Annotated in this window: 12 protein-coding genes; all 12 read left to right on the top strand. The window is 71.3% G+C overall.

Going from position 1 to position 23,595, the window contains the following annotated elements; all coding sequences use genetic code 11:
• Positions 1-397 precede the first annotated feature (397 nt).
• A complete protein-coding gene (locus NE234_RS28345) occupies positions 398-1,912 on the top strand; it encodes a sugar ABC transporter ATP-binding protein (RefSeq protein WP_252783727.1) in 1,515 nt (504 codons plus the stop codon).
• Complete coding sequence (locus NE234_RS28340) at positions 1,912-2,931, top strand: ABC transporter permease (RefSeq protein ID WP_252783726.1); 1,020 nt, start codon at positions 1,912-1,914, stop codon at positions 2,929-2,931. The genes NE234_RS28345 and NE234_RS28340 overlap by 1 nt, the downstream gene beginning before the upstream one ends.
• On the top strand, positions 2,921-3,964 hold the full coding sequence (locus tag NE234_RS28335) for an ABC transporter permease (RefSeq protein WP_252783725.1): 1,044 nt from the start codon (positions 2,921-2,923) through the stop codon (positions 3,962-3,964). The genes NE234_RS28340 and NE234_RS28335 overlap by 11 nt, the downstream gene beginning before the upstream one ends.
• Positions 3,965-4,026: 62 nt before the next feature.
• Entirely contained in the window at positions 4,027-5,100 is a 1,074-nt protein-coding gene (gene rhaS / locus NE234_RS28330) for a rhamnose ABC transporter substrate-binding protein (RefSeq protein ID WP_252783724.1), read from the top strand.
• A gap of 57 nt (positions 5,101-5,157) precedes the next feature.
• On the top strand, positions 5,158-5,475 hold the full coding sequence (locus NE234_RS28325; protein WP_252783723.1) for an L-rhamnose mutarotase: 318 nt from the start codon (positions 5,158-5,160) through the stop codon (positions 5,473-5,475).
• Between the two features lie 19 nt (positions 5,476-5,494).
• Positions 5,495-6,658 (top strand): L-rhamnose isomerase, encoded by a 1,164-nt coding sequence (rhaI, locus tag NE234_RS28320; protein WP_252783722.1) that lies wholly within the window; start codon positions 5,495-5,497, stop codon positions 6,656-6,658.
• 1 nt (position 6,659) lies between these two features.
• Positions 6,660-8,699, top strand: a complete 2,040-nt coding sequence (locus NE234_RS28315; protein ID WP_252783721.1) for a bifunctional aldolase/short-chain dehydrogenase — start codon at positions 6,660-6,662, stop codon at positions 8,697-8,699.
• A gap of 370 nt (positions 8,700-9,069) precedes the next feature.
• Positions 9,070-11,661, top strand: coding sequence for an alpha-L-rhamnosidase-related protein (locus NE234_RS28310; protein ID WP_252783720.1), 2,592 nt, complete (start codon positions 9,070-9,072; stop codon positions 11,659-11,661).
• Positions 11,662-11,768: 107 nt separating this feature from the next.
• Positions 11,769-14,954 carry a family 78 glycoside hydrolase catalytic domain gene (locus NE234_RS28305; protein WP_252783719.1) on the top strand — a complete coding sequence of 1,062 codons (3,186 nt, stop codon included), beginning with the start codon at positions 11,769-11,771 and terminating at the stop codon, positions 14,952-14,954.
• A 68-nt stretch (positions 14,955-15,022) separates the two neighbouring features.
• On the top strand, positions 15,023-16,429 hold the full coding sequence (locus tag NE234_RS28300; protein ID WP_252783718.1) for an L-fucose/L-arabinose isomerase family protein: 1,407 nt from the start codon (positions 15,023-15,025) through the stop codon (positions 16,427-16,429).
• A gap of 49 nt (positions 16,430-16,478) precedes the next feature.
• The gene (locus NE234_RS28295; protein WP_252783717.1) at positions 16,479-20,444 is read left to right on the top strand and encodes a family 78 glycoside hydrolase catalytic domain; all 3,966 of its coding nucleotides are present in this window, start codon (positions 16,479-16,481) and stop codon (positions 20,442-20,444) included.
• A 43-nt stretch (positions 20,445-20,487) separates the two neighbouring features.
• Complete coding sequence (locus tag NE234_RS28290) at positions 20,488-23,490, top strand: glycosyl hydrolase (protein WP_252783716.1); 3,003 nt, start codon at positions 20,488-20,490, stop codon at positions 23,488-23,490.
• Positions 23,491-23,595: the final 105 nt, after the last annotated feature.

The following is a 23,595-nucleotide window of genomic DNA, read 5'->3' as shown; positions in this document are numbered from 1 at the left end:
GCCTCGGCCGGCCGCTCCGCTCGCTCGGCGGGTTCGCTCGATGTTCACGCCTCGCTCACCCTTCTCACTCGCTCCGCGGACGGCCTCGTGCCTCGGCCGGCCGCTCCGCTCGCTCGGCGGGTTCGCTCGGTGCTCACGCGTACCTCTTTCCAGCCTGTGATGGCGTTCACTGTGACGGCTGTATTAAAACGTGTCAACAGGTTCAGTGATGATCTTTGGCGCGATCCGGCAGTGATCTGGTCGTTATCTCGCCGATATCTGCGCAGGTCAGACTGCATGCGAGCCGTTGCTGGCCAGGTCCGGACGAAAATCGACTCTTGACGTGTCCGGGCTCACAGACCTAGCGTCCTCGGTCAATCACGTTAAAACGTTTTTATTCCGTTCACACGGAGGAAACATGAGCGAGTCGCCTCCGATCCTCGCCCTGAAGGACGTCTGCAAGGCGTTCGGCGCGGTGCGGGCTCTGCAGGACGTCTCCCTGGAGCTATGGGGCGGAGAGATCCACGCGCTCGCCGGCGAGAACGGGGCGGGCAAGTCCACCCTCGTGAAGACCCTGGCGGGCGTGCACCGCCCGGATGAGGGCCAGGTGCTGCTGGACGGCCGCCCCGTCGAGTTCCACGGTCCCGGCGACGCCCAGCAGGCCGGCGTCGCGGTGATCTACCAGGAGCCCACCCTGTTCCCCGACCTGTCGGTCGCGGAGAACATCTTCATGGGCCGCCAGCCGCGCTCGAAGTTCGGCCGCATCGACCGCCGCGTCCTGCGGGCCGAGACGGCGAAGCTGTTCGAACGGCTGGGCGTGGCCCTCGACCCCGACCGGCCCGCGCGCGGCCTGTCCATCGCGGACCAGCAGATCGTGGAGATCGCCAAGGCGATCTCGCGGGACGCTCGCGTCCTCATCATGGACGAGCCGACGGCGGCGCTGTCCGGCAACGAGGTCGCGCGCCTGTTCACCGTCGCCCGCACCCTGCAGGACCAGGGGTGCGCGCTGCTGTTCATCTCGCACCGGCTGGAGGAGATCTTCGACCTGTGCCAGCGGGTGACGACGCTGCGCGACGGCCGCTACATCTCCACCGAGCTCCTCGACGGCCTCACCGCCGACGACCTCGTCCAGCGGATGGTCGGCCGCGAGCTCGACACGCTGTACCCGAAGCAGGAGACAACGATCGGCGCGCCGGTGCTGAAGGTCTCCCGGCTGACCCGCGAGGGCGTCTTCACGGACGTGTCCTTCGAGGTGCGCTCCGGGGAGATCGTCGCGCTGGCCGGCCTGGTCGGCGCGGGACGCAGTGAGGTGGCCCGCGCGATCTTCGGCATCGACCGCTACGACGCCGGGTCGGTCGAGGTCGGCACGGTCAAACTGTCGGGCGGCAGCCCGACCACCGCGATGTCGGCCGGGCTCGCCCTGGTTCCCGAGGACCGGCGTCAGCAGGGTCTGGTGATGGAGGGCTCGATCGAGCGCAACATCGGCCTGACCCAGCTGCGCTCCCTGCGCCGCGGCCCGGTCATCTCCCGCAAGGTCGAGCGTGACCGCGCGGCGGACTGGGCCATCCGGCTGCAGTTGAAGTACGCCCGCCTCAGCGACGTCGTCGGCGTGCTGTCCGGCGGCAACCAGCAGAAGGTCGTCCTCGCCAAGTGGCTGTCCACCGAGCCGTCGGTGCTGATCATCGATGAGCCGACGCGCGGCATCGACGTGGGCACCAAGTCCGAGGTGCACCGGCTGCTGTCCGAGCTGGCGGGCCAGGGCCTCGCGGTCCTGATGATCTCCTCGGACCTGCCCGAGGTGCTCGGCATGGCCGACCGCGTGCTGGTCATGCACGAGGGCCGGCTCACCGCCGAGATCCCGCGTGACGAGGCGACCGAGGAGACCGTCATGGCCGCCGCGACCGGCCAGATCCGACAGGAGGAGGCCGCCTGATGGCAGCGATCACTGCCGACGCCGGTGGGCGCCGGCTCGTCGATATCGTCCTGCGCGCGCGGGAGCTGAGCATCCTCGCGGCGCTGATCGTCCTCGTGGCCGTGACGACGGCGGTGAACTCCTCGTTCCTGTCCACCCAGGGCGTCAAGGACATCTTCCTCAACGCGTCGATCCTGGCCCTGCTGGCCGTCGGCCAGACGATGGTCGTGGTCACCCGCAACATCGACCTGTCGGTCGGGTCGGTGGTCGGGCTGGTGGCCTTCGCCTCCGGCAAGTTCGTCGCCGGGCACGACCGCAACGTCCTGCTGGTGCTCGTCGTCGGGATGCTGATCGGCGCGGTCTGCGGCCTCGTCAACGGCGTCCTCGTCAGCTTCTTCAAGGTCCCGGCGCTGGTCGTGACGCTCGGCACGCTGTACGTCATCCAGGGCCTGGACTACTACTGGGCGCACGGCCAGCAGATCAACGCCGCCGACGTGCCCGCGTCACTGCTCGACCTCGGCAACGGCAGCGTGCTCGGCGTCCCCTACCTGCCCCTCATCACCGTGGTGGTGATGGTCGCGGTCGGCTACTACCTGCGGGCCTACCCGTCGGGCCGGGAGTTCTACGCCATCGGCTCGAACCCGGACGCCGCCCGGCTCGCCGGCATCGCGATCCGCAAGCGCGTCCTCACCGCCTACGTCGTCAGCGGCGTCCTCGCCGGCCTGGCCGGGGTGCTGTGGCTGGCCCGCTTCGGCACGGTCGTGGCCGACGCCGCGCACGGCTGGGAGCTGAAGGTCGTCTCCGCCGTCGTCGTCGGCGGCGTGGCGATCGTCGGCGGCCTCGGCAGTGTGTACGGCGCCGCGCTCGGCGCGCTCCTGCTGACCACCATCGGCAGCGTCCTGGTGGTGCTGAAGGTGAACTCCTTCTGGCAGGACGCCATCGCCGGCGCCCTGCTGCTCCTCGCGATCAGCGTGGACCGCCTGCTCGCCCTGCGCGTCACCCGCGCCCTGCGAAAGAGGAATGCCCGCCATGGCGCCTGAAGCCCCCGCGAAGGCCTCCGCCGTGCGACCGCGCGTCGAGGCTCCCCGCCCGCTGACCCGGTTCGTCCGCTGGGACGTCATCGTCACCGCCCTGCTCATCGTCGTGTTCCTCGGCGGTGCGTTCGGCACCTCGGACTTCGCCACGAGCGACAACCTGTCCTTCGCACTGGACGACCTGAGCGAGATCGCGCTGATCGCGCTGCCGATGACCCTGCTGGTCGTGGCCGCCGAAGTGGATCTGTCCGTCGCGTCGATCCTCGGCCTGTGCAGCGCGTTGTTCGGCGCGCTCTGGGACGCCGGCTGGGCGATCCAGATGATCATCCCGTTCATCCTGGTCGTCGGCGTCGTCGCCGGGCTGATCAACGGGCTGCTCGTCACCCGGCTCGGCCTGCCCTCGCTGGCCGTCACGATCGGCACCATGACCCTCTACCGAGGGCTCGCCTACGTCGTGCTGGGCACCAAGGCGGTCGCGGAGTTCCCGCAGAACTACGCCGACCTGGCCACCAAGACGGTGCCCGGCACCCCGATCCCGTACCCCTTCGCGCTGTTCATCCTGCTCGCCATCGTGACCGCGATCGTCCTGCACGCCACCGGGCTGGGCCGTTCGCTGTTCGCGATCGGCGCCCAGGAGGAGGCGGCGTTCTTCGCCGGGATCCGGGTCAAGCGCATCAAGCTCCTGCTGTTCGTGGTCTCCGGGCTCGTGTCGGCCTTCGCCGGCGCGGTCTACACGCTCCGGTACGGCAGCGCCCGTGCCGACAACGGCCTCGGCCTGGAGCTCGCCGTCATCGCGTCGGTGCTGCTCGGCGGCGTCGACTTCGACGGCGGCAAGGGCACGCTCGGCGGCGTGATCGCCGGCGTGCTGCTCATCGGCCTGCTCCGCAACCTGCTCATGCTCCGTGACGTCGCGACCGAGATCCAGTCGATCGTCACCGGCCTCCTCCTCATCGTCTCCGTGCTCACGCCGCGGATCGCGGCCCTGGTGCGGCAGGCGCGCCGACATCCCCGCGGCGCCACCCCGTCCGCCTCGTCCTGAAGCCCCGCGGCACCCCGTACTTCTCTCCCACCCCCAGCGAACGACGAAAAGGAAACACCCCCATGACCAAGCGCCCTCTGGCGGCCGTGGCCCTCGCCGCCGCCCTCGCCGTCGGCGCCGCCGCGTGCGGCGGGACGACGAAGAACTCCACCTCCGGCGACGCCGCCAAGGGCGCCGCGACCAGCGGCGCCAAGGCCAACCCGAACGCGCCCCTCAAGAAGGGCCTCAAGCTCGCCTTCCTGCCCAAGCAGGTCAACAACCCGTACGAGACGATCGTCGACAACGCGGGCATCGACGGGGCCAAGGAGTTCGGCGGCACCGCCAAGGAGGTGGGCCCGTCCGACGCGTCCGCGTCCTCGCAGATCTCCTACATCAACACGCTGATCCAGCAGCGGATGGACGCGATCCTCGTCGCGGCCAACGACCCGAACGCCGTCTGCGGCCCGCTCAAGCAGGCGATGTCCCGCAAGATCAAGGTCGTCGCGTACGACTCGGACGCCTCCAAGGACTGCCGCGACGTCTTCATCAACCAGGCCAGCTCCGAGGAGATCGGCCGCAGCGAGATCAAGGTCATGTCCGACCTGATCGGCGGCAAGGGCAAGATCGCGATCCTGTCGGCGACCGCGAACGCCACGAACCAGAACACCTGGATCGACTTCATGAAGGACGAGCTGAAGAAGCCGGAGTACTCCGGCATCCAGCTCGTCAAGGTCGCCTACGGTGACGACGACGACCAGAAGTCCTTCCAGCAGACGCAGGGTCTGCTGCAGGCGTACCCGGACCTGAAGGGCATCATCGCCCCGACCACGGTCGGCATCGCCGCCGCCGCCCGCTACATCGACGGCTCGAAGTACAAGGGCAAGGTCGCGGTCTCCGGCCTCGGCACGCCGAACCAGATGCGCAAGTTCGTCAAGGACGGCACGGTCGCCAAGTTCGAGCTGTGGGACCCCAAGAACCTCGGGTACCTCGCCTCGTACGCCGCCGCGGCCCTGGCCTCCGGCCAGATCACCGGCGCGCAGGGGGAGACCTTCAAGGCCGGCAAGCTCGGCGAGCGCACGATCGGCAAGGACGGCGAGGTCATCCTCGGCCCGCCGACCGTCTTCGACAAGTCCAACATCGACAACTACAACTTCTAGGCGATCGGTGGCGGGGCCGCCGACCGCGGCCCCGCCCCCTCGCGGGAGGAGCCCCTCGTGCAGCGCGTCTGCTTCCTGCTGAAGGTGAGGCAGGACCGGCTGGAGGAGTACCGCGAACGGCACCAGGCGGTGTGGCCGGACATGCTGACCGCCCTGCGCGCGGCCGGCTGGCGCAACTACAGCATCTTCTCGCGCGACGACGGCCTGCTCGTCGGTTACCTGGAGACCGACGACTTCGACGCGGCGCGCGCGGCCATGGAGAACACCGAGGTGAACACCCGCTGGCAGGCGGAGATGGCGCCGTTCTTCGAAGGCCTCGACGGGCGCCCCGACGAGGGCATGGTGCCGCTCGCCGAAGTCTTCCATCTCGACTGACGATCGGGGATCACGAACAATGACAACCGACAGGGCCCAGGTCAAGGCGGCACTGCGCAGGCAGCGCATCGAGACGCCGTCGTGGGCGTACGGCAACTCGGGCACGCGCTTCAAGGTCTTCGCCCAGCAGGGCGTGCCGCGCACGCCACAGGAGAAGATCGACGACGCCGCGCAGGTGCACCGCTTCACGGGCGTCGCGCCGACCGTCGCGGTGCACATCCCCTGGGACAAGGTGGACGACTACGCGGCGCTGGCCGAGCACGCCCGCGAGCGCGGCGTCACGATCGGCGCGGTCAACTCGAACGTCTTCCAGGACGACGACTACATGCTCGGCAGCGTCACCAACCCGGACCCGAAGGTACGGGCGAAGGCGCTGAAGCACCTGCTCGAGTGCGTCGACATCATGGACGCGACCGGCTCGCGGGATCTGAAGCTGTGGTTCTCCGACGGCACGAACTACCCCGGCCAGGACGACATCCGCGCCCGGCAGGACCGCCTCGCCGAGGCCCTGGCCGCGGTGTACGAGCGGCTCGGCGAGAACCAGCGGTTCCTGCTGGAGTACAAGCTGTTCGAGCCGGCGTTCTACACGACCGACCTGCCGGACTGGGGCACGTCGTACGCGCACTGCCTCAAGCTCGGCCCGAAGGCGCAGGTCGTCGTCGACACCGGGCACCACGCGCCGGGCACGAACATCGAGTTCATCGTGGCGTTCCTGCTGCGCGAGGGGAAGCTCGGCGGCTTCGACTTCAACTCCCGCTTCTACGCCGACGACGACCTGATGGTGGGCGCCGCCGACCCGTTCCAGCTGTTCCGGATCATGCACGAGGTGATCCAGGGCGGAGGGTACACCGACGACGTCGCGTTCATGCTCGACCAGTGCCACAACATCGAGCCGAAGATCCCCGGTCAGATCCGCTCGGTGATGAACGTGCAGGAGGCCACGGCCAAGGCGCTGCTGGTCGACGTCGAGGCGCTGCGCGAGGCGCAGCAGAACCGCGACGTGCTCGGCGCGAACGCCGTGTTCATGGACGCGTACAACACAGACGTCCGCCCGCTGCTCGCGGAACTGCGCGAGGAGATGGGCCTGGACCCGGACCCGATGGCGGCCTACGCCCGGTCCGGCTACTTCGAGAAGATCCGCGACGAACGCAAGGACGGCCAGGCGGCCGGTTGGGGGGCTTGAGTTGAGCATCGTCGACGACCTGCTGAAACGCTGCCACGAGCTGGGTTCCGACCCGCGCAACACGAACTACGCGGGCGGCAACGCCTCGGCGAAGGGCGTACAGCCGGACCCGGTGACCGGCGGTGACGTCGAGCTGATGTGGGTGAAGGGTTCGGGCGGCGACCTGGGCACGCTGAAGGAGTCGGGCCTGGCGGTGCTGCGCCTGGACCGGCTGCGCGCCCTGGTGAACGTCTACCCGGGCGTCGAGCGCGAGGACGAGATGGTCGCCGCGTTCGACTTCTGCCTGCACGGCAAGGGCGGCGCGGCACCGTCGATCGACACCGCCATGCACGGCCTGGTCGACGCCGCGCACGTCGACCACCTGCACCCGGACTCCGGCATCGCGATCGCGACCTCCGCCGACGGCGAGGAGCTGACCCGCCGCATCTTCGGCGACCGCGTCGTGTGGGTGCCGTGGCGGCGGCCCGGCTTCCAGCTCGGCCTCGACATCGCGGCGATCAAGAAGGACAACCCGCAGGCCATCGGCTGCGTCCTGGGCGGCCACGGCGTCACCGCATGGGGCGACACGAGCGAGGAGTGCCAGGCCAACTCCCTCGACATCATCCGCACCGCCGAGGCGTACATCGCCGAGCACGGCCGGCCCGACCCGTTCGGCGCGGTCGTCCACGAGACGCTGCCGGAGGCCGAGCGGCACGAGCGCGCCGCCGCGCTGTTCCCGCTGATCCGCGGGCTGGCCTCGACGGACCGGCCGCAGGTCGGGCACTACACCGACTCGCCGGAGGTCCTGGACTTCGTGGCGCGGGCCGAGCACCCGCGGCTCGCCGCGCTCGGCACCTCCTGCCCGGACCACTTCCTGCGCACCAAGGTCCGGCCGCTCGTCCTCGACCTGCCGCCGACCGCCCCGATCGAGGACGTCAAGGCCCGCCTGCGCGAGCTGCACGAGGCGTACCGGGAGGAGTACCGCGCCTACTACGAGCGGTACGCCACCGAGGACTCCCCGGCGATGCGCGGCGCGGACCCGGCGATCGTGCTGGTCCCCGGCGTCGGCATGTTCAGCTTCGGCAAGGACAAGCAGACCGCCCGCGTCGCCGGCGAGTTCTACGTCAACGCGATCAACGTGATGCGCGGCGCCGAGGCGCTGTCGACCTACGCGCCGATCGCCGAGTCGGAGAAGTTCCGCATCGAGTACTGGGAGCTGGAGGAGGCCAAGCTGCGGCGCATGCCGAAGCCGAAGCCCCTCGCCACCCGCGTCGCGTTCGTGACCGGCGGCGGCTCCGGCATCGGCGCGGCCACCGCGCGCCGGCTGGCAGCCGAGGGCGCGTGCGTCGTCGTCGCCGACCGCGACGCCGCCGCGGCCGAGAAGGTCGCGGCCGAACTCGGCGCGTCGGCGCTGCGCGCGACGGACGTCGCGATCGCCGTGGCCGCGGACGTCACCGACGAGGCCGCGATCACCGCCGCGCTGCGCGAGGCGGTCCTGGCCTTCGGCGGCGTCGACCTGGTCGTCAACAACGCCGGCCTGTCGCTGTCCAAGCCGCTGCTGGAGACGACGGTCGCGGACTGGGACCTGCAGCACGACGTCATGGCGCGCGGCTCGTTCCTCGTCTCGCGCGAGGCCGCCCGCATCATGATCGAGCAGGCCATGGGCGGCGACGTCGTCTACGTCGCCTCGAAGAACGCCATCTTCGCCGGGCCGAACAACATCGCCTACAGCGCGGCAAAGGCCGACCAGGCGCACCAGGTGCGCCTGCTGGCCGCCGAGCTCGGCGAGCACGGCATCCGCGTCAACGGGATCAACCCCGACGGCGTGGTGCGCGGCTCGGGCATCTTCGCCGGCGGCTGGGGCGCCAAGCGCGCCGCCGTCTACGGGGTGCCGGAGGAGAAGCTCGGCGAGTACTACGCCCAGCGGACCCTGCTCAAGCGCGAGGTGCTGCCGGAGCACGTCGCGAACGCGGTCTTCGCCCTCACCGGCGGGGACCTGACCCACACCACCGGGCTGCACGTGCCGGTGGACGCCGGGGTGGCCGCGGCCTTCCTCCGCTGACCCGCCCAGTGCGGGGCGGCCCCGCCACCGGCCGCCCCGCACGGCATCCGTCCTCCCCGCCCGCTCCTCCGCCCTTCCGCCTCGTCGCTCCCTGCGCTCGCCCGCCTCTCCGCCCGCCGCCCGAACCTCAACGCGATCCTCCGCCCACCCGAGCCTCGCCGCCCTCCGCCCCTCGCCGCCTGAGCCCCTCCGCTCGACACCGATCCGTACCGCTGCCCGCCGCCGCACACCGTCGTCTCCGTGCGCGCCCGTCCTCTTCGCCGTCCACCGCGCCGTCCGCGATCGCCTCTCACGTCGCTCGCCGGCCACATCGGGGTTGTTCATTCCGCTGCATCCAGAAAGGGAGCCCGAACGGATGCGAATGCGCTCGATGCTTCGACCACGCCCCCTGCACGTCCTCGCCTGCCTCGCGCTCGGCGCGACGAGCACGGTCGTGGCCCTCTCGCCCGCGCGGGCCGACGGGCAGGAGGCGGCCGCGGCGAACGCGGCGACGGCCCTCGCGAGCCTGCCCGCACCCGACTGGCGCAAGTACGTGCAGGGCACGTCGCACGCCGAGGTGTCGCCGGTGCGCATCGTCTCGAGCACCGGCGACGTGACGAACCCGGAGGGCCTGCTCGGCGAGGGCACGACCACCCTGCACCGCGAGGCGCCGAAGCCCAAGCCGGCCTGGCCGTCCGGCACCTCGGCCACGGCCTCCTCTTATCACGCGCCCAACGGCGGCAACGACGGCACGCCCACCTCGTACGAGCCCGGCCACGCCGTCGACGGTGACGCCAAGACGTTCTGGAACGACGCGAACCCCGACACCTATCCGGCCTGGCTGCAGATCACCAGCCCGGCGCCCGTGAAGCTGCCGGGCATCACGGTCCTGTCCAACAGCGACGGCGTCCCGATGGACTTCACCGTCGCCACCTGGAACGGCTCGGCCTGGGTGACCCAGGCGACGGTGACCGGGAACACCGACGTCCAGCGCGCCGTGGCGTTCCCGCAGGAGGTCACGACCGACCAGGTACGGATCACGGTCACCAAGGACCAGCCAAGCTCGCGGGGCGACTTCACCCGCATCAACGAGGTCTGGCCCGGCGTCGTCTCCGATCCGGCGCAGGCGAGCGTCACCCTGGACTTCGGCAAGGTCGTCGTCGGCTACCCGACGCTCCGGTTCAAGGGCGCCTCCGACGACCACCCCGGCGTACGGCTGGCGTTCTCCGAGACCCTGCAGTACCTCACCGACCGGTCCGACTTCACCCGTTCGGACTTCTCCGGCGGCCCGGGCACCGACCAGTACGCGCCGCCCGAGAAGTCCACCACCTGGACCGACGCCAAGGGGTGCCAGAGCGGCACGAAGGTCTGCGCGGACGGCCTCCACGGCTTCCGGTACATGAGGATCAGCCTGGACGCGCTGCCGAGCGACGCACCCGTCGCCGAGCCGTACGGCACCGTGAAGCTCAAGGACGTGACCCTCCAGTCGACGGCGCTCTCGGGCGGGCCCGGCGCGTACCGCGGCTGGTTCGAGTCCTCCGACGACGCCCTGAACCGGTACTGGTACAACGCCTCCTACACGAACGAGCTGATCACGGACACGTTCCGCCCGACCGACGTCGAGCCGCGGAACGCCGACAGCCCGAGCCTGGACGGCAAGCTGGTCCTGCAGGACGGCGCCAAGCGCGACCGCGACCCGTACGTCGGCGACGTCGCCGTGTCGGGCCGCACCGACTACCTCACCCACGCGGTGCCCGAGGCGGCCCGCAACGTCCTCGCCGACCTGGCCGACCACCAGCGCGCGGACGGCTGGATCCCGCCGGCGTCGATCAACGACTACACGCTCCCGCTGTTCGACTACCCGCTGTGGTGGGTGACCTCCAGCTCGGACTACGTGCTCTACTCCGGCGACACCGCGTACGCGGCGAAGTACTACCCGAACCTCGTCAAGACCCTCGACACCTGGTACCCGTCGGTCACCGACGCGCGCGGCCTGCTGTCCAAGGGCCTGAACGGCACCGGCGGTTACGGCGACTACGCCTTCCTGCCCCGCACCGGCGAGGTCACCTACTACAACGCCCTCTACGTGCAGGCGCTGAAGGACGCGGCCGGCCTGGCCCGCTCGCTCGGCCACGTCGCCGACGCCGACCGCTGGCAGCAGCGCGCGCAGGACGTCGCGAAGGCGATCAACACGTACCTGTGGGACGCCAGGACCGGCGCGTACCTCGACTCGGGCACCGGCGCGGTCCGCCACGGCCAGGACGGCAACGGCCTCGCGATCGTCGCGGGCGTCGCCTCCCCGGACCAGGCGGCCGCCGCGCTCGGTCACCTCGCCAAGGCCACCGCCCAGCCGTACGGCAACGCGTTCATGGACAACGACACGCTCGTGTCGGACGGCAGCAAGCGGGTCTACGCCTTCACCTCCTACCCGGAGATCCAGGCGCGCTTCCAGTCCGGCCAGGCCGACTCCGCGATCGAGGAGATCAAGCGGCTGTACGGCTGGATGACGGCCCACGACCCCGGCATCACCGACTGGGAGGGCATCGGCGAGAACGGCTCGCTGTACGAGGGCGCCTACACCTCCATGGCGCACGGCTGGTCGACGGGCGTGGTGCCCGCGCTGAGCAACGACCTGCTCGGCGCCGTGCCGACCGGGCCGGGCTTCGCCACCTGGACGGTCGCGCCGAACCCCGGTTCCGTGCAGTGGGCCCGCGGCGTCCTGCCCACCCCGCACGGTGACCTGCGGGTGACCTGGACCCAGGGCCACAGGGCGATCCTCACCCTCGCCGTCGACGCGCCCACCGGCACCTCCGGCGACATCGCGGTGCCGACCGGCGGGAGGCAGGTCGTCGTCCGCGTCGACGGCGAGGTCGCCTGGGACGGCACCGCCGCGCTCGCCCACCGGGCGACGACCGACGGCGCCCACGTCACCCTGCACGGCTTCGGCGCCGGCCACCACACCATCCAGGTGACCGGCCGGTGACCCGGGCCGCCCGCACCTGAGGAGACCACGGCGGGCGGCGGCCCCGGCCGCCCGCCCGCCGCATCGGGGAGTGTCCATCCGCCGGATCCCAGAAGGGAAACCCGAGAATGCGACTCGTACCAAGGTCCACCCGCCTACCACTGTCCGTCCTCGCCATCGCGTCCGCCACGCTCATGACCACGACCGTGGCCGGCGCCGCCCCCGCGTTCGCCGCGTCCACGCCCGTACGGGTGGCCGCGACGACGACCGAGCGTGCGACCGACCCCATCGGGATCGACGCCGCCCGGCCGCGCCTCGGCTGGCGGCTGGACTCGGCCGCCCGCGGCCAGTCGCAGACCGCGTACGAGGTCGCCGTCGGCTCGAAGCCGCGCGCGGCCGACGTCTGGGACAGCGGGCGCGTGCAGAGCCCGCAGTCCGTGGACGTCGCCTACGGCGGGCCCGCGCTCGCGCCCGCCCACCGGTACTACTGGCGCGTCCGCGTCTGGGACGCGCAGGGCAAGGCGACGGCCTGGAGCAAGATCTCTTACTTCGAGACGGGCCTGTCCGCCAAGGACTGGACGGCGTCGTGGATCGGCGGCTCGGCCACCACGCCGAGCCTGTCGGGCGCGCACTGGATCTGGTACCCGGAAGGAGACCCGGCCTCCAGTGAGCCCGCGTCGACCCGGTACTTCCGCCGGACCGTCGACCTCGGCAGCGGGGCGATCACCCGCGCCCTGTTCACCCTCACCGCCGACGACGGCTTCACGCTGTACGTCAACGGGACGCGGATCGCCGCCTCGCCCCAGGTCACCGACTCCTGGAAGCAGGGGCAGCTCGCCGACGTCACCAAGGCGCTGCACCCGGGGACCAACACGATCGCGATCGCGGCGGTCAACACCACCGAGAGCCCCGCCGGGCTGATCGGCCGGCTGCGCGTCGAACGCTCCGGCGCCGCGCCCGTCGACGTCATCACCGACGGGTCGTTCAAGGCAGCCAAGGACGCCGCGGACGGGTGGGAGAAGCCCGGCTTCGACGACTCCTCCTGGCCCGCCGCCAAGGACACCGCCGCCTACGGCCAGGGACCGTGGGGCACGCAGGTCATCGAGCCGTCGCAGCCCGTTCCCTACCTGCGGCGCGGCTTCACGGTGACCAAGCGCGTCGCCGCCGCCCGCCTGTACGTCAGCGCGCTCGGCCTGTACGAGGCCCGCATCAACGGCCGCCGCGTCGGCGACGACCACTTCAACCCGGGCTGGACCGACTACACCAAGCGCGTGCAGTACCAGACGTACGACGTCACCGCGCTGCTGCGGCGCGGCGACAACGCGATCGGCGCGCTGCTCGGCGACGGCTGGTACTCCGGCAACATCGGCTTCGCCGGCACGCACGTGTACGGCACGCGGCCCTGGTTCCTCGGGCAGCTGCGGATCGACTACGCCGACGGCACCTCCCAGACCGTCGGCACGGACGGGTCGTGGAAGACCGCGCCCAGCCCGATCGCGGCCTCCGACATCTACATGGGCGAGACCTACGACGCCCGGAACGAGCAGTCCGGCTGGGACGGTCCCGGCTTCGACGACTCCTCCTGGCAGGCGGCCGAGACGGGCACCGGAGTGAAGGCGAACCTGGTCGCGCAGTCCGCCCCGCCGGTCCGCGTCCAGACGGTGCTGCACCCGAAGAAGATGACCGAGCCGAAGCCCGGCACGTACATCTTCGACCTGGGCCAGAACATGGTCGGCTGGAACCGGCTCACCGTCTCCGGCCCGGCCGGCACCACGGTGACGATCCGCAACGGCGAGGTGCTGAACCCCGACGGCACGCTCTACACCACGAACCTGCGGAACGCGGCCGACACCGACCGGTACACCCTCAAGGGCGGCGGCACCGAGACGTACGAGCCGCGCTTCACCTACCGCGGCTACCGGTACGTCGAGGTCACCGGCTACCCGGGCAAGCCCGATCTGGACGCGGTCGCGGGGGTCGTCGCGAACGCCGACGCGCCGCAGGCCGGCACGCTGACCACCTCCGACCCGCTGGTCAACCAGATCCAGCACAACATCGTGTGGGGCCAGCGCGGCAACTTCTTCAGCGTCCCCACCGACTGCCCGCAGCGCGACGAACGCCTGGGCTGGACCGGCGACATCACCGCGTTCGCGCCCACGTCCACGTTCAACATGGACGCGGACACGTTCCTGGCCAAGTTCGCCACGGACCTGACCGACGCGCAGCACTCCGACGGGTCGTTCACCAACGTCGCGCCCGACGTCGGCAACACCGGCTCCGGCACGGCCGCCTGGGGCGACGCGGGCGTCGTCGTCCCGTACACGCTGTGGCAGCGCTACGGCGACCTGCGGGTCGTCCGGGACCACTACGACGCGATGAAGAAGTGGATCTCCTACCTGGAGAGCCACAGCAGCGGCCTGATCCGGCCCAACGAGGGCTACGGCGACTGGCTCAACGTGAACGACGACACCCCGAGAGACCTCATCGGCACCGCCTACTTCGCGCACTCCACCGACCTGATGGCGCAGATGGCGGAGGCCGTCGGCGACTCCGCCGGCGCGGCGTCCTACCGGGCCCTGCTGGGCCGGATCAAGGACGCGTTCGACGCGAGGTTCGTCACGCCGGACGGCACCGTGGGCAACGGCAGCCAGACCTCGTACGTGCTGGCGCTCACCTTCGGCCTGCTGCCGGACGCGCAGACCGGCCCGGCGGCGGACAAGCTGGTGGCCAACATCGACGCGCACGACGGCCACCTGACCACCGGGTTCCTGGGCACCGGAGCGCTGCTGCCGGTACTGACCGCGACCGGGCACACGGACGTGGCGTACCGCATCCTCGGCCAGAAGACCTTCCCGTCGTGGGGCTATGAGATCGGCAACGGCGCGACCACGATCTGGGAGCGCTGGGACGGCATCAAGCCCGACGGCACCTTCAACGACCCGGGGATGAACTCCTTCAACCACTACGGGCTCGGCGCGGTCGGCGACTGGATGTACCAGAACATCGGCGGCATCGCCCCGGCCGCGCCCGGCTACCAGCGCACGATCATTCGGCCGCGTTCCGGCGGGTCGCTGACGTCGGCGTCGGCGAGCTACCGGTCCGCCTACGGCGACATCGCCACCCGGTGGCGGCGGTCGGGGAGCCGCTTCAGCCTCGACGTCACCGTGCCGGTGAACACCACCGCCGAGGTGTGGGTGCCGGCCAAGGACGCGAGCAAGGTCACCGGGGACGGCGCGAAGCCCGTCCGGTCCCAGGACGGCTACGCCGTGTTCGACGTCGGCTCGGGCCGCTGGCACTTCGACAGCCGCGGCTGAAAGACCGGCGGCGGGCTCGCGGAACCGGCCACCGCGGGCCCGCCGCCTCACAAAGAAGGAGAGAGAAGATGACCGACACGAAGGTCCGCGTAGGACTGGTCGCGGGTGGACTCGGCGCGTACTGGCCGCAGTTCCCGGACCTGCTGCCGCAGCTGAAGCGGTCCGCCGAGCGCGTCTCCGAGCGGATGCGCGCGCTCGGGGCGGACGTCGTGGACGTCGGCTTCATCTCCGACGCGCAGGAGGGCGCCGCCGCCGCGGAGCGGCTGCGGGTCGCGGACTGCGACCTCATCGTCGGCTTCCTGACGACGTACATGACCGCGACGATGCTGGTCCCGATCGCCCAGCGCAGCGGCGCCCCCGTCCTGCTGATCAACCTGCAGCCGACCGAGTCGATGGACCACGCGACCTTCGACACCGGCCAGTGGCTGGCCTACTGCGGCGCGTGCCCGCTGCCGGAGATGGCCAACGCGTTCCTGCGCTGCGGCATCCCGTTCCGTTCGGTGTCGGGGTACGTCGAGGACGAGCGGGCCTGGGCGAAGATCGGCCGCTGGGTGCGGGCGGCGGGCGTACGGGCGGCGCTGCGCCGGGGCCGGCACGGGCTCATGGGCCACCTGTACCCGGGCATGCTCGACGTCTCCACCGACCTGACCCTCGTGCCGGCGAACTTCGGCGGTCACATGGAGGTCCTGGAGTTCGACGACCTGCGGGTCCGCGTCGAGAAGGTCACCGACGCCGAGGCGGAGGCCAAGAAGAAGGAGGCCGAGGAGGTCTTCGAGCTGGCCGACTCGGTCAACGACGAGGACTTCTCCTGGGCGGCGCGCGTCGCGGCCGGCCTCGACCGGCTGGTCGCGGACTTCGAGCTCGACAGCCTCGCCTACTACCACCGCGGCCTGGACGGCGAGGTCCACGAGCGCCTCGGCGCGGGCATGATCCTCGGCGCGTCGCTGCTGACCGCGCGCGGCGTCCCGGCCGTCGGCGAGTACGAGCTGCGCACCTCGCTGGCGATGCTGATCATGGATCGGCTCGGCGCGGGCGGCTCCTTCACCGAGTTGCAGGCGCTGGACTTCCAGCGGGGTCACGTCGAGATGGGCCACGACGGCCCGGCGCACCTGGCCATCAGCGACTCCAGGCCGCTGCTGCGCGGCCTCGGCGTCTACCACGGCAAGCGCGGGTGGGGCGTGTCCGTCGAGTTCGACGTCAAGCACGGACCCGTGACGGCGTTCGGTCTCCGCCAGGGCCGCGACGGCCGGTTCGCGTTCATCGTCTCCGAGGGCGAGGTCGTCGACGGGCCGCTCCTGCAGATCGGCAACACGACCTCGCGCGTCGACTTCGGCTGTGACCCGGGGGAGTGGACCGACGCCTGGAGCGCCACCGGCATCTCGCACCACTGGGCCCTCGGCACCGGCCACCGGCTCGCCGACCTGCGCGCCCTCGCGGACCTGATGGAGATCGAGTTGATCCACGTACGCCCCTGAGCTTCGCCACCACGCACACGTCGGGGGACGTTCTTTTCGAGGAGAAGGTGTGACGATCACCGCACACATGCGCGGGATGCCACGGCTGCTGGTGCCGGTCGCGCTCGCGCTCGCCGCGGTCCTGGCGCCGGGAGCGCCGGCCCGCGCGGACGCCGCGCGGCTCGGCGCGACCGGCCTGCGCACCGACGCGCTGGCCACCGCGCTCGGCATCGACGACGCCACGCCGACGCTGAGCTGGCGGCTCACCGCGCCCGGCCACGACGAGGCGCAGGCCGCCTACCAGGTCCAGGCCGCCTCCACCCGTGACGGGCTGGACCACCCCGACCTGTGGGACTCGGGCCGGGTCGCGGCCACGAGCGCGAGCGCCGTCTACCGGGGCGCGGCGCTGAAGTCGCGGGAGCGCGTGTGGTGGCGCGTCCGCGTCTGGGACGCGGCCGGCCGGGTCTCGGCCTGGAGCGATCCGGCCTGGTGGGAGATGGGCCTGACCGCCAAGGACGACTGGTCGGCCAAGTGGATCGGCGACGACCGGTGGGTGAATCGTAAGCCCACGCCCGTCACCGTCAAGGTGCCCGCGCAGGACGCCCGGTACGTCCGGGTGGACGTCACGAAGCTGGGGCTGCCGATCGTCGAGGGCGGCTCGCTGCTGTCCCGGCTGCAGCTCGCCGAGATCGTCGTCGCAGACTCGGCGCACCCGGACGCCGACCTGGCCGAGGGCGCCACCGCCACCGCCTCCGACGTGCGCAGCTATCCCGGCAAGTGGGAGCCGGAGTACCTGACCGACGGGTCGCTCAGCACCGAGCAGGCGCCGTTCGGCTACACCAGCAACGCCTACAAGTCCCAGGACCCGGGCCACGACATCTGGGTGCAGCTCGACCTCGGGCAGACCCGGCACTTCGACCAGGTCGTGCTCTACCCGCGCACCGACACGATGACCGACGACGGGAAGACCCCGAACTTCCCCGTCGACTTCACCGTGCAGACCGGGGACGACACCGCGAACCTGCGCACCGTCACCACGGTCACCGGCCAGGAGCCGCCGCCGGCCTACCACACCGACTTTCCGCCGCTGCCGATCCTCGCCAAGCAGTTCGACCTGGGCAAGGACGTCCGCGACGCGCGGCTCTACATCACCGCGCTCGGCCTCTACGACGCCACCATCAACGGCAGGCCGGTCAGCGACGCGGTGCTGGAGCCGCCGAACACCGACTACCGCAAGCGCGTCGTCTACTCCACGTACGACGTGACCCGGCTGCTGCGCACGGGCGGCAACGCGATCGGCGTCCGCCTCGGCAACGGCACCTACAACGTCGCCCCCACCGCCGACCGGTACACCAAGTACGTCGGCGCGCAGGGCGCGCCGCGCCTGCTCGCCCAGCTCGAGGTGACGCTGAAGGACGGCACGACCCAGAGGATCGCCACCGACGCGTCCTGGCGCAGCGACCTGGGACCGACGACGTTCTCGCAGTGGTACGGCGGCGAGGACGAGGACGCCCGCCGCGACCGGCCCGGCTGGGACGCCCCCGGCGCGGACCTGTCCGGCTGGCGGCCCGCCGTCGAGACCGCCGACCCGGGCATCGCCGTCGCCGCGCGGACGTCCCCGCCGATCGTCCCGGTCGGCCGGGAGCACACCGTGGCGATCACCCACCCCGAGTCCGGGACGTACGTCTTCGACATGGGCGCCAACGTCTCGGGCTGGCCGGTGCTGCACGTCAGCGGGCCGCGCGGAACGACCCTCACGATCAAGCCGGGGGAGCGGCTCGGCGACGACGGCCTCGTCGACCAGGGCACGATGATCGCCGGCGGCGACCGGCAGCCGCCCGTCGAGGACCACTACACCCTCGCCGGCGGCGGCACGCAGACCTGGCACCCGCGCTTCGTCTACCACGGCTTCCGCTACCTCCAGGTGACCGGCCTGCCATCGGCGCCTACCACGGGTGACGCCGAGGCGATCGTGCTGCGCGCCGACAACGCGGCGGCGGGCACGTTCAGCAGCTCGGACCTGCTGTTGAACGACATCCACAAGATCACGCAGGCGTCGATCGCCGGCAACATGTTCAGCATCCTCACCGACTGCCCGGACCGGGAGAAGCTCGGCTGGTTGGAGCAGACGCACCTGGTGCAGGGGTCCGTCGCGCGCGACTTCGACGTCGAGGCCTACTACCGCGACTTCCTGCAGAACGTCGCCGAGGCCCAACTGCCCGACGGGCACGTGCCCGACATCGCTCCCGAGTACGTCGTCTTCAGCGGCTCGGCCCGCGACGACCCGAACTGGGGCAGCGCGATCATCATGGCCGCCTGGCAGCACTACCAGTCCTACGGCGACGTCGGCACGCTGCGCACCTACTTCCCGGCCATGGGCCGGTACTTCGACTACCTGACGTCGAAGGCGAGCGGGAGCCTGCTGAACTACGGCTACGGCGACTGGGCCGGCACCGACTCCTCCACGCCGGTCGGCATCGCCGCGAGCTACGGCTACTACCGGGACGCCGTCGCGCTCGGAAAGATCGCCCGGCTTCTCGGCGAGGACCCGTCCAAGTACGACAGCGCGGCCGGCAAGATCGCCGCGGCGTTCAACACCAAGTACCTCAAGGACGGGACGTACGGATCGGGCAGCCAGGCCGGTGATGCGTTCGCCCTGGACATGGGCGTCGTGCCCGCCGACCAGCGTCAGGCCGTCACCGACCACCTGGTCACGTCCATCGAGGACAAGGGCTACCACCTGACCGTCGGGGAGATCGCGCTGCCCGCGGTGTTCCGGGTGCTGTCCGCCGCCGGCCGGGACGACGTGCTGCTGAGGATCGCTCAGCAGGTCACCGCGCCGAGCTACGGCTACCAGGTGGTGCACGGCGCGACCACGCTGACCGAGTACTGGGACGGCCCGACCGGCTACGGCTCCCAGGACCACTTCATGCTCGGCGCGATCGACGAGTGGTTCAACGCGGGCCTGGCCGGCATCCGGCAGGCCGACGGCGGCGCCGGCTTCACCGACCTGGTCATCCGCCCGGCGGTCGTCGGCGACCTCACGAGCGCGAGCGGGACGTACGAGACGCCGCGCGGCCAGGTCGCCAGCTCCTGGCGCCGCGAGGGCGGCACGCTGCACCTCGACGTGACCGTGCCGCCGGGCGCCCCGGCGCGCGTGGAGGTCCCGCTCCTCGGCGGGGACCACGTGACCGCCACCCCGGGCGCGAAGTGGGTCGGCGTGCAGAACGGCCACGGCGTCTACGAGGTCGGCTCCGGGCACTGGTCCTTCACCGCCGTGACCGCCTCCTCCGCCACGCAGGACCGGCAGCAGCTGGCGGTCGAGCCGCCGTTCGGCGTGAACGTGCCCGTCCTGCCCGGATCGGCGACGTCCGCGAAGTTCCGGGTCACGAACCTGGAGGACCGCGCGGTGACCGTCCGCCCGGGCGTCTCGGCCTCGGCCGGCTTCACGGCCTCGGTGTCCGGCGGCCCGGTGCGCGTCCCGGCGCACGGCTCCGTCCAGATCCCGGTCACGCTGAAGCAGGACGACACGGGCGTCTCGTCCGGGACCGTCACCCTCAAGGCCGGTGACGATGGCGCGTCCGCGCCGGTCGCCCTGACCTCGAACCTCGTCCGCGCCGCGACCATGTCGGCCTCCAGCACCCACAGCGGCTCCGCCCCCGCCTGGGCGAACGACGGAGGAACCGACTCGGAGGTCTGGCTCAACGGCGTCGGCGGCTGGAACGATGACACCGCGGGCGAGTTCCCCGACACGCTGACGGCGACGTGGAACGCACCGGTCACCCTCGGCCGGGTGCGCGTCCTCACCCTGGACAGCGCCAAGTCGTCGGCGGCCAAGTCCGGCATCCGGGACTTCGACCTCGAGGTGCGCACGGGGGACACCTGGCGCACGGTCGCGACGGTCAGCGGCAACACCGCGGGCACCGTCGAGCGGACCTTCGACCCCGTCCAGGCGTCGGCGCTGCGCGTCGTCGTCCACGACTCCAACGACCACAAGTACAGCCGGGTGATCGAACTCGAGGGCTACGCCTCGTGACCGGCATCTCAGCACAACCCCTGCAGCACCGAAGGATTCATCGATGAAGACCGAATCGCCGGCGGGCGGGTTCAGCCGCCGCGGCTTTCTCCTGACGGCCGGCACCGTCACCGCGGCCGCGGCCCTCACCTGGGGCTCCCCTCTCGGTGAGGCCGTTGCCCGCGCCGCGGGCACCGGGACGGCCGGCAGGTTCGCCCGGCCCGACACGGCCGTGGGGCCAAAGTTCCGCTGGTGGTGGCCGGACGGCAACGTCGACCCCGACGAGATCCGCCGCGAGGTGGACCAGATCGCCGACGCCGGCTTCGCCGGCGCGGAGATCGCCGCCGTCCACCACAGCATCGCCGACAAGTCGGTGCTCGACCCGGCCGGGCACGGCTGGGGCACCCCGGCGTGGGTCGCCGCGGTCGAGGCGGCCCTGGACCAGGCGCAGCGGCGCGGCGTGACGATCGACCTCACGATCGGCCCGTCCTGGCCCGCCGCCGTGCCGACGATCACCCCGGACGACACCGCGGCGGTCAAGGAGCTGGCGTACGGCGCGGTCAACGTCGCGGCCGGCGCGACGTACAACGGCCCGGTCCCGGCCCCGAGCCGGGCGCCCTCCTCCGCGGCGAAGGTGAGCAAGCTCGTCCTCGTGCAGGCCGCCCGGGTGAACACGGCCAACTCCACCCGCAAGGAGACCGGCCTGGACCTGGCCTCCGTGCAGGACCTGACCGGGCAGGTGTCGAACGGGCGGCTGTCCTGGACCGCGCCGTCCGACGGCTCCTGGGTGATCATCAGCCACTGGGAGCGGGGCTCGGCGCAGACGCCGGAGTCCGGGCCGCACACCGTTCCGGCGGCCTACGCCGTCGACCACTTCAGCGCCGCCGGCACCAAGGCCGTCACCGACTTCTGGGAGAGCCACATCCTCACCCCGTCGGTGCGCGACCTGATCAAGCGGGCGGGCGCCACGCTGTTCGAGGACTCGATCGAGATCGAGACCAAGGCGCTGATGTGGACCCCCGACCTGCCCGCGGAGTTCGCCGAGCGCAAGGGCTACTCGGTGCTGCCGTACCTGCCCGCGATCACGCAGGACAACGGCAACCAGCTCTACGCGTACGAGGCCGCGCTGACCCGGCGCGTCCGCTACGACTACTGGGACGTCATTTCCCAGCTGTTCAACGAGAACCACATCACGGCGCTGCAGGACTGGGCGCACTCGGTCGGCCTGGAGTTCCGCTGCCAGCCGTACGGGCTGAACACCGACGCGATCGCCTCGGCGGGGATCCTCGACGTGCCGGAGGGCGAGTCGATCGGGTTCCACAACCTCGACGACTGGCGGAGCCTGGCGGGCGGCCGCGACATGGCCGGCCGGAAGATCCTGTCCGGCGAGATGGGCGCCTACACCGGCGGCGCGTACAACACGACGTGGAAGAAGTTCCTGCTCACCGTCGGCGGTGCGTACGCGGCCGGGCTGAACCGCAGCGTCATCCACGGGTTCTCCTACGCCACCGCGCCGAACGTGAAGTGGCCCGGCTACGCCGCCTTCACCCCGTACAGCGGGGCGATCGGGTACGCCGAGTCGTGGGGGCCGCGCCAGCCCACCTGGCGGCACATCAAGGACATCTCCGGTTACCTGCGCCGCGTCCACCAGGTGCTGCAGACCGGCACGCCGCGCGTCGACGTGGCGGTCTTCCGGCAGACCGGGTACTCCAAGACCGGCATCGGCGTGTCCTGGTTCACCGCGACCGGCATCACGCTGGGCTGGAACCACCAGTTCATCAGCGCGCCGCTGCTGGACCTGCCGAACGCCGACGTCCACAGCGGCCGCCTCGCCCCCGACGGCCCGCAGTACAAGGTCGTCTTCATCGAGGGTGACCACTTCTACACCATGGACTCCACCCTGCAGCTCGGCGTCGCACAGAAGCTGCTGAGGTTCACCAAGGCGGGCCTGCCGATCCTGCTGCTCGGCGACTGGTCCGCGCCGGTGGTGCCGGGCGTGGGGTCCGACGCCGAGAACGCCACGCTGCGGTCGGTCGTGGCGGACCTGCTCAAGCAGCCGAAGGTCAAGGTCGTCGCCACCCTCACCGACGTGCCGGCCGCGCTCGCCGCCCTCGGCGTCACGCCGGACGTGTCCTACGCGCAGAGCTCGACGCTGCTGAACTTCCACCGGTACGACGACAAGGACAACGTCGACTACTACTACCTGTGCAACGGCAAGCACGCCGAGACCGTCAAGCCCGCGGTCGCGCCGATCGACCACCAGGTGTCCTTCACCCGCAACCACAAGAACGCCGTGCCCTACCTCCTCGACCCCTGGACCGGAGAGGTGCGGCGGGTCGCCCTCTACACCGAGGACGGCGACAAGGTCACGCTGCGGGTCGCCCTCCAGCCCGGCGAGGTCATGATCGTCGCGCTGGCGAGCCCCGGAAGCCTCGGCGACGCGCCCGGACGGACGCACGCCACCGCCACCGAGGCCGCCGAGGTCGTGCTCGCCGACGGCAAGCTCATGGCCCGCGCGACGAAGGGCGGCACCTACGCCACCACCCTGTCCACCGGCACGACGGTACGGACGGAGATCCCGGACGTCCCCGCGCCGATCACGCCCGCGAGCTGGCAGCTGGAGGTCGAGGACCTGCAGCCCGGCGCGTCCGCGACCGAGACCAAGACGGTCATGCACCAGCTGACCCTGGACACGCTGCAGCCATGGCCGAGCATCCCCGAACTGGCGGACGTCTCGGGCATCGGCCGCTACACCACGACCGTCGAGCTGCCCCGGCCCTGGACCAGCGCGTACGGCGCGTACCTCCAGCTCGGCCAGGTCTTCGACACCTGCCGGGTCACGGTCAACGGCAAGCAGTTGCCGCCCGTCGACCAGATCAACCCGGTCGTAGACGTCGGCCCGTACCTGCGGGCCGGGACCAACACCATCACGGTGGAGGTCGCGACGACCCTGAACAACCGGCTGCGGGTCTCCGACCCGACGGTCTACGGCGTGGCGTCGCGCCAGGCGTACGGGCTCATCGGCCCGGTCAGCCTGGTCCCGTACGCGCAGGCCGTGATCGCCTAGCCGGTTCCCGACCCCGGGCCGGGCGCGGGGATCCTCCGTCTCCCCGCGCCCGGCCCGGCCCTCCCCGCTCAGATTCACCCTTCCGCACCACCAGAAATCCGAGGT

This window comes from Actinoallomurus rhizosphaericola (assembly GCF_024055675.1).
GTDB classification, from domain to species: domain Bacteria; phylum Actinomycetota; class Actinomycetes; order Streptosporangiales; family Streptosporangiaceae; genus Actinoallomurus; species Actinoallomurus soli.
The sequence above is the reverse complement of the archived record's forward strand: the minus strand, read 5'-3'. Positions and strand labels throughout refer to the sequence as shown.

Excerpts from the sequence above, each read along its gene's own strand:
- NE234_RS28345 (WP_252783727.1), top strand. The coding sequence starts at position 398 with ATGAGCGAGTCGCCTCCGATCCTCGCCCTGAAGGACGTCTGCAAGGCG.
- NE234_RS28340 (WP_252783726.1), top strand. The coding sequence starts at position 1,912 with ATGGCAGCGATCACTGCCGACGCCGGTGGGCGCCGGCTCGTCGATATC.
- NE234_RS28335 (WP_252783725.1), top strand. The coding sequence starts at position 2,921 with ATGGCGCCTGAAGCCCCCGCGAAGGCCTCCGCCGTGCGACCGCGCGTC.
- rhaI (WP_252783722.1), top strand. The coding sequence starts at position 5,495 with ATGACAACCGACAGGGCCCAGGTCAAGGCGGCACTGCGCAGGCAGCGC.
- NE234_RS28290 (WP_252783716.1), top strand. The coding sequence starts at position 20,488 with ATGAAGACCGAATCGCCGGCGGGCGGGTTCAGCCGCCGCGGCTTTCTC.
- rhaS (WP_252783724.1), top strand. The coding sequence starts at position 4,027 with ATGACCAAGCGCCCTCTGGCGGCCGTGGCCCTCGCCGCCGCCCTCGCC.
- NE234_RS28300 (WP_252783718.1), top strand. The coding sequence starts at position 15,023 with ATGACCGACACGAAGGTCCGCGTAGGACTGGTCGCGGGTGGACTCGGC.
- NE234_RS28310 (WP_252783720.1), top strand. The coding sequence starts at position 9,070 with ATGCTTCGACCACGCCCCCTGCACGTCCTCGCCTGCCTCGCGCTCGGC.
- NE234_RS28305 (WP_252783719.1), top strand. The coding sequence starts at position 11,769 with ATGCGACTCGTACCAAGGTCCACCCGCCTACCACTGTCCGTCCTCGCC.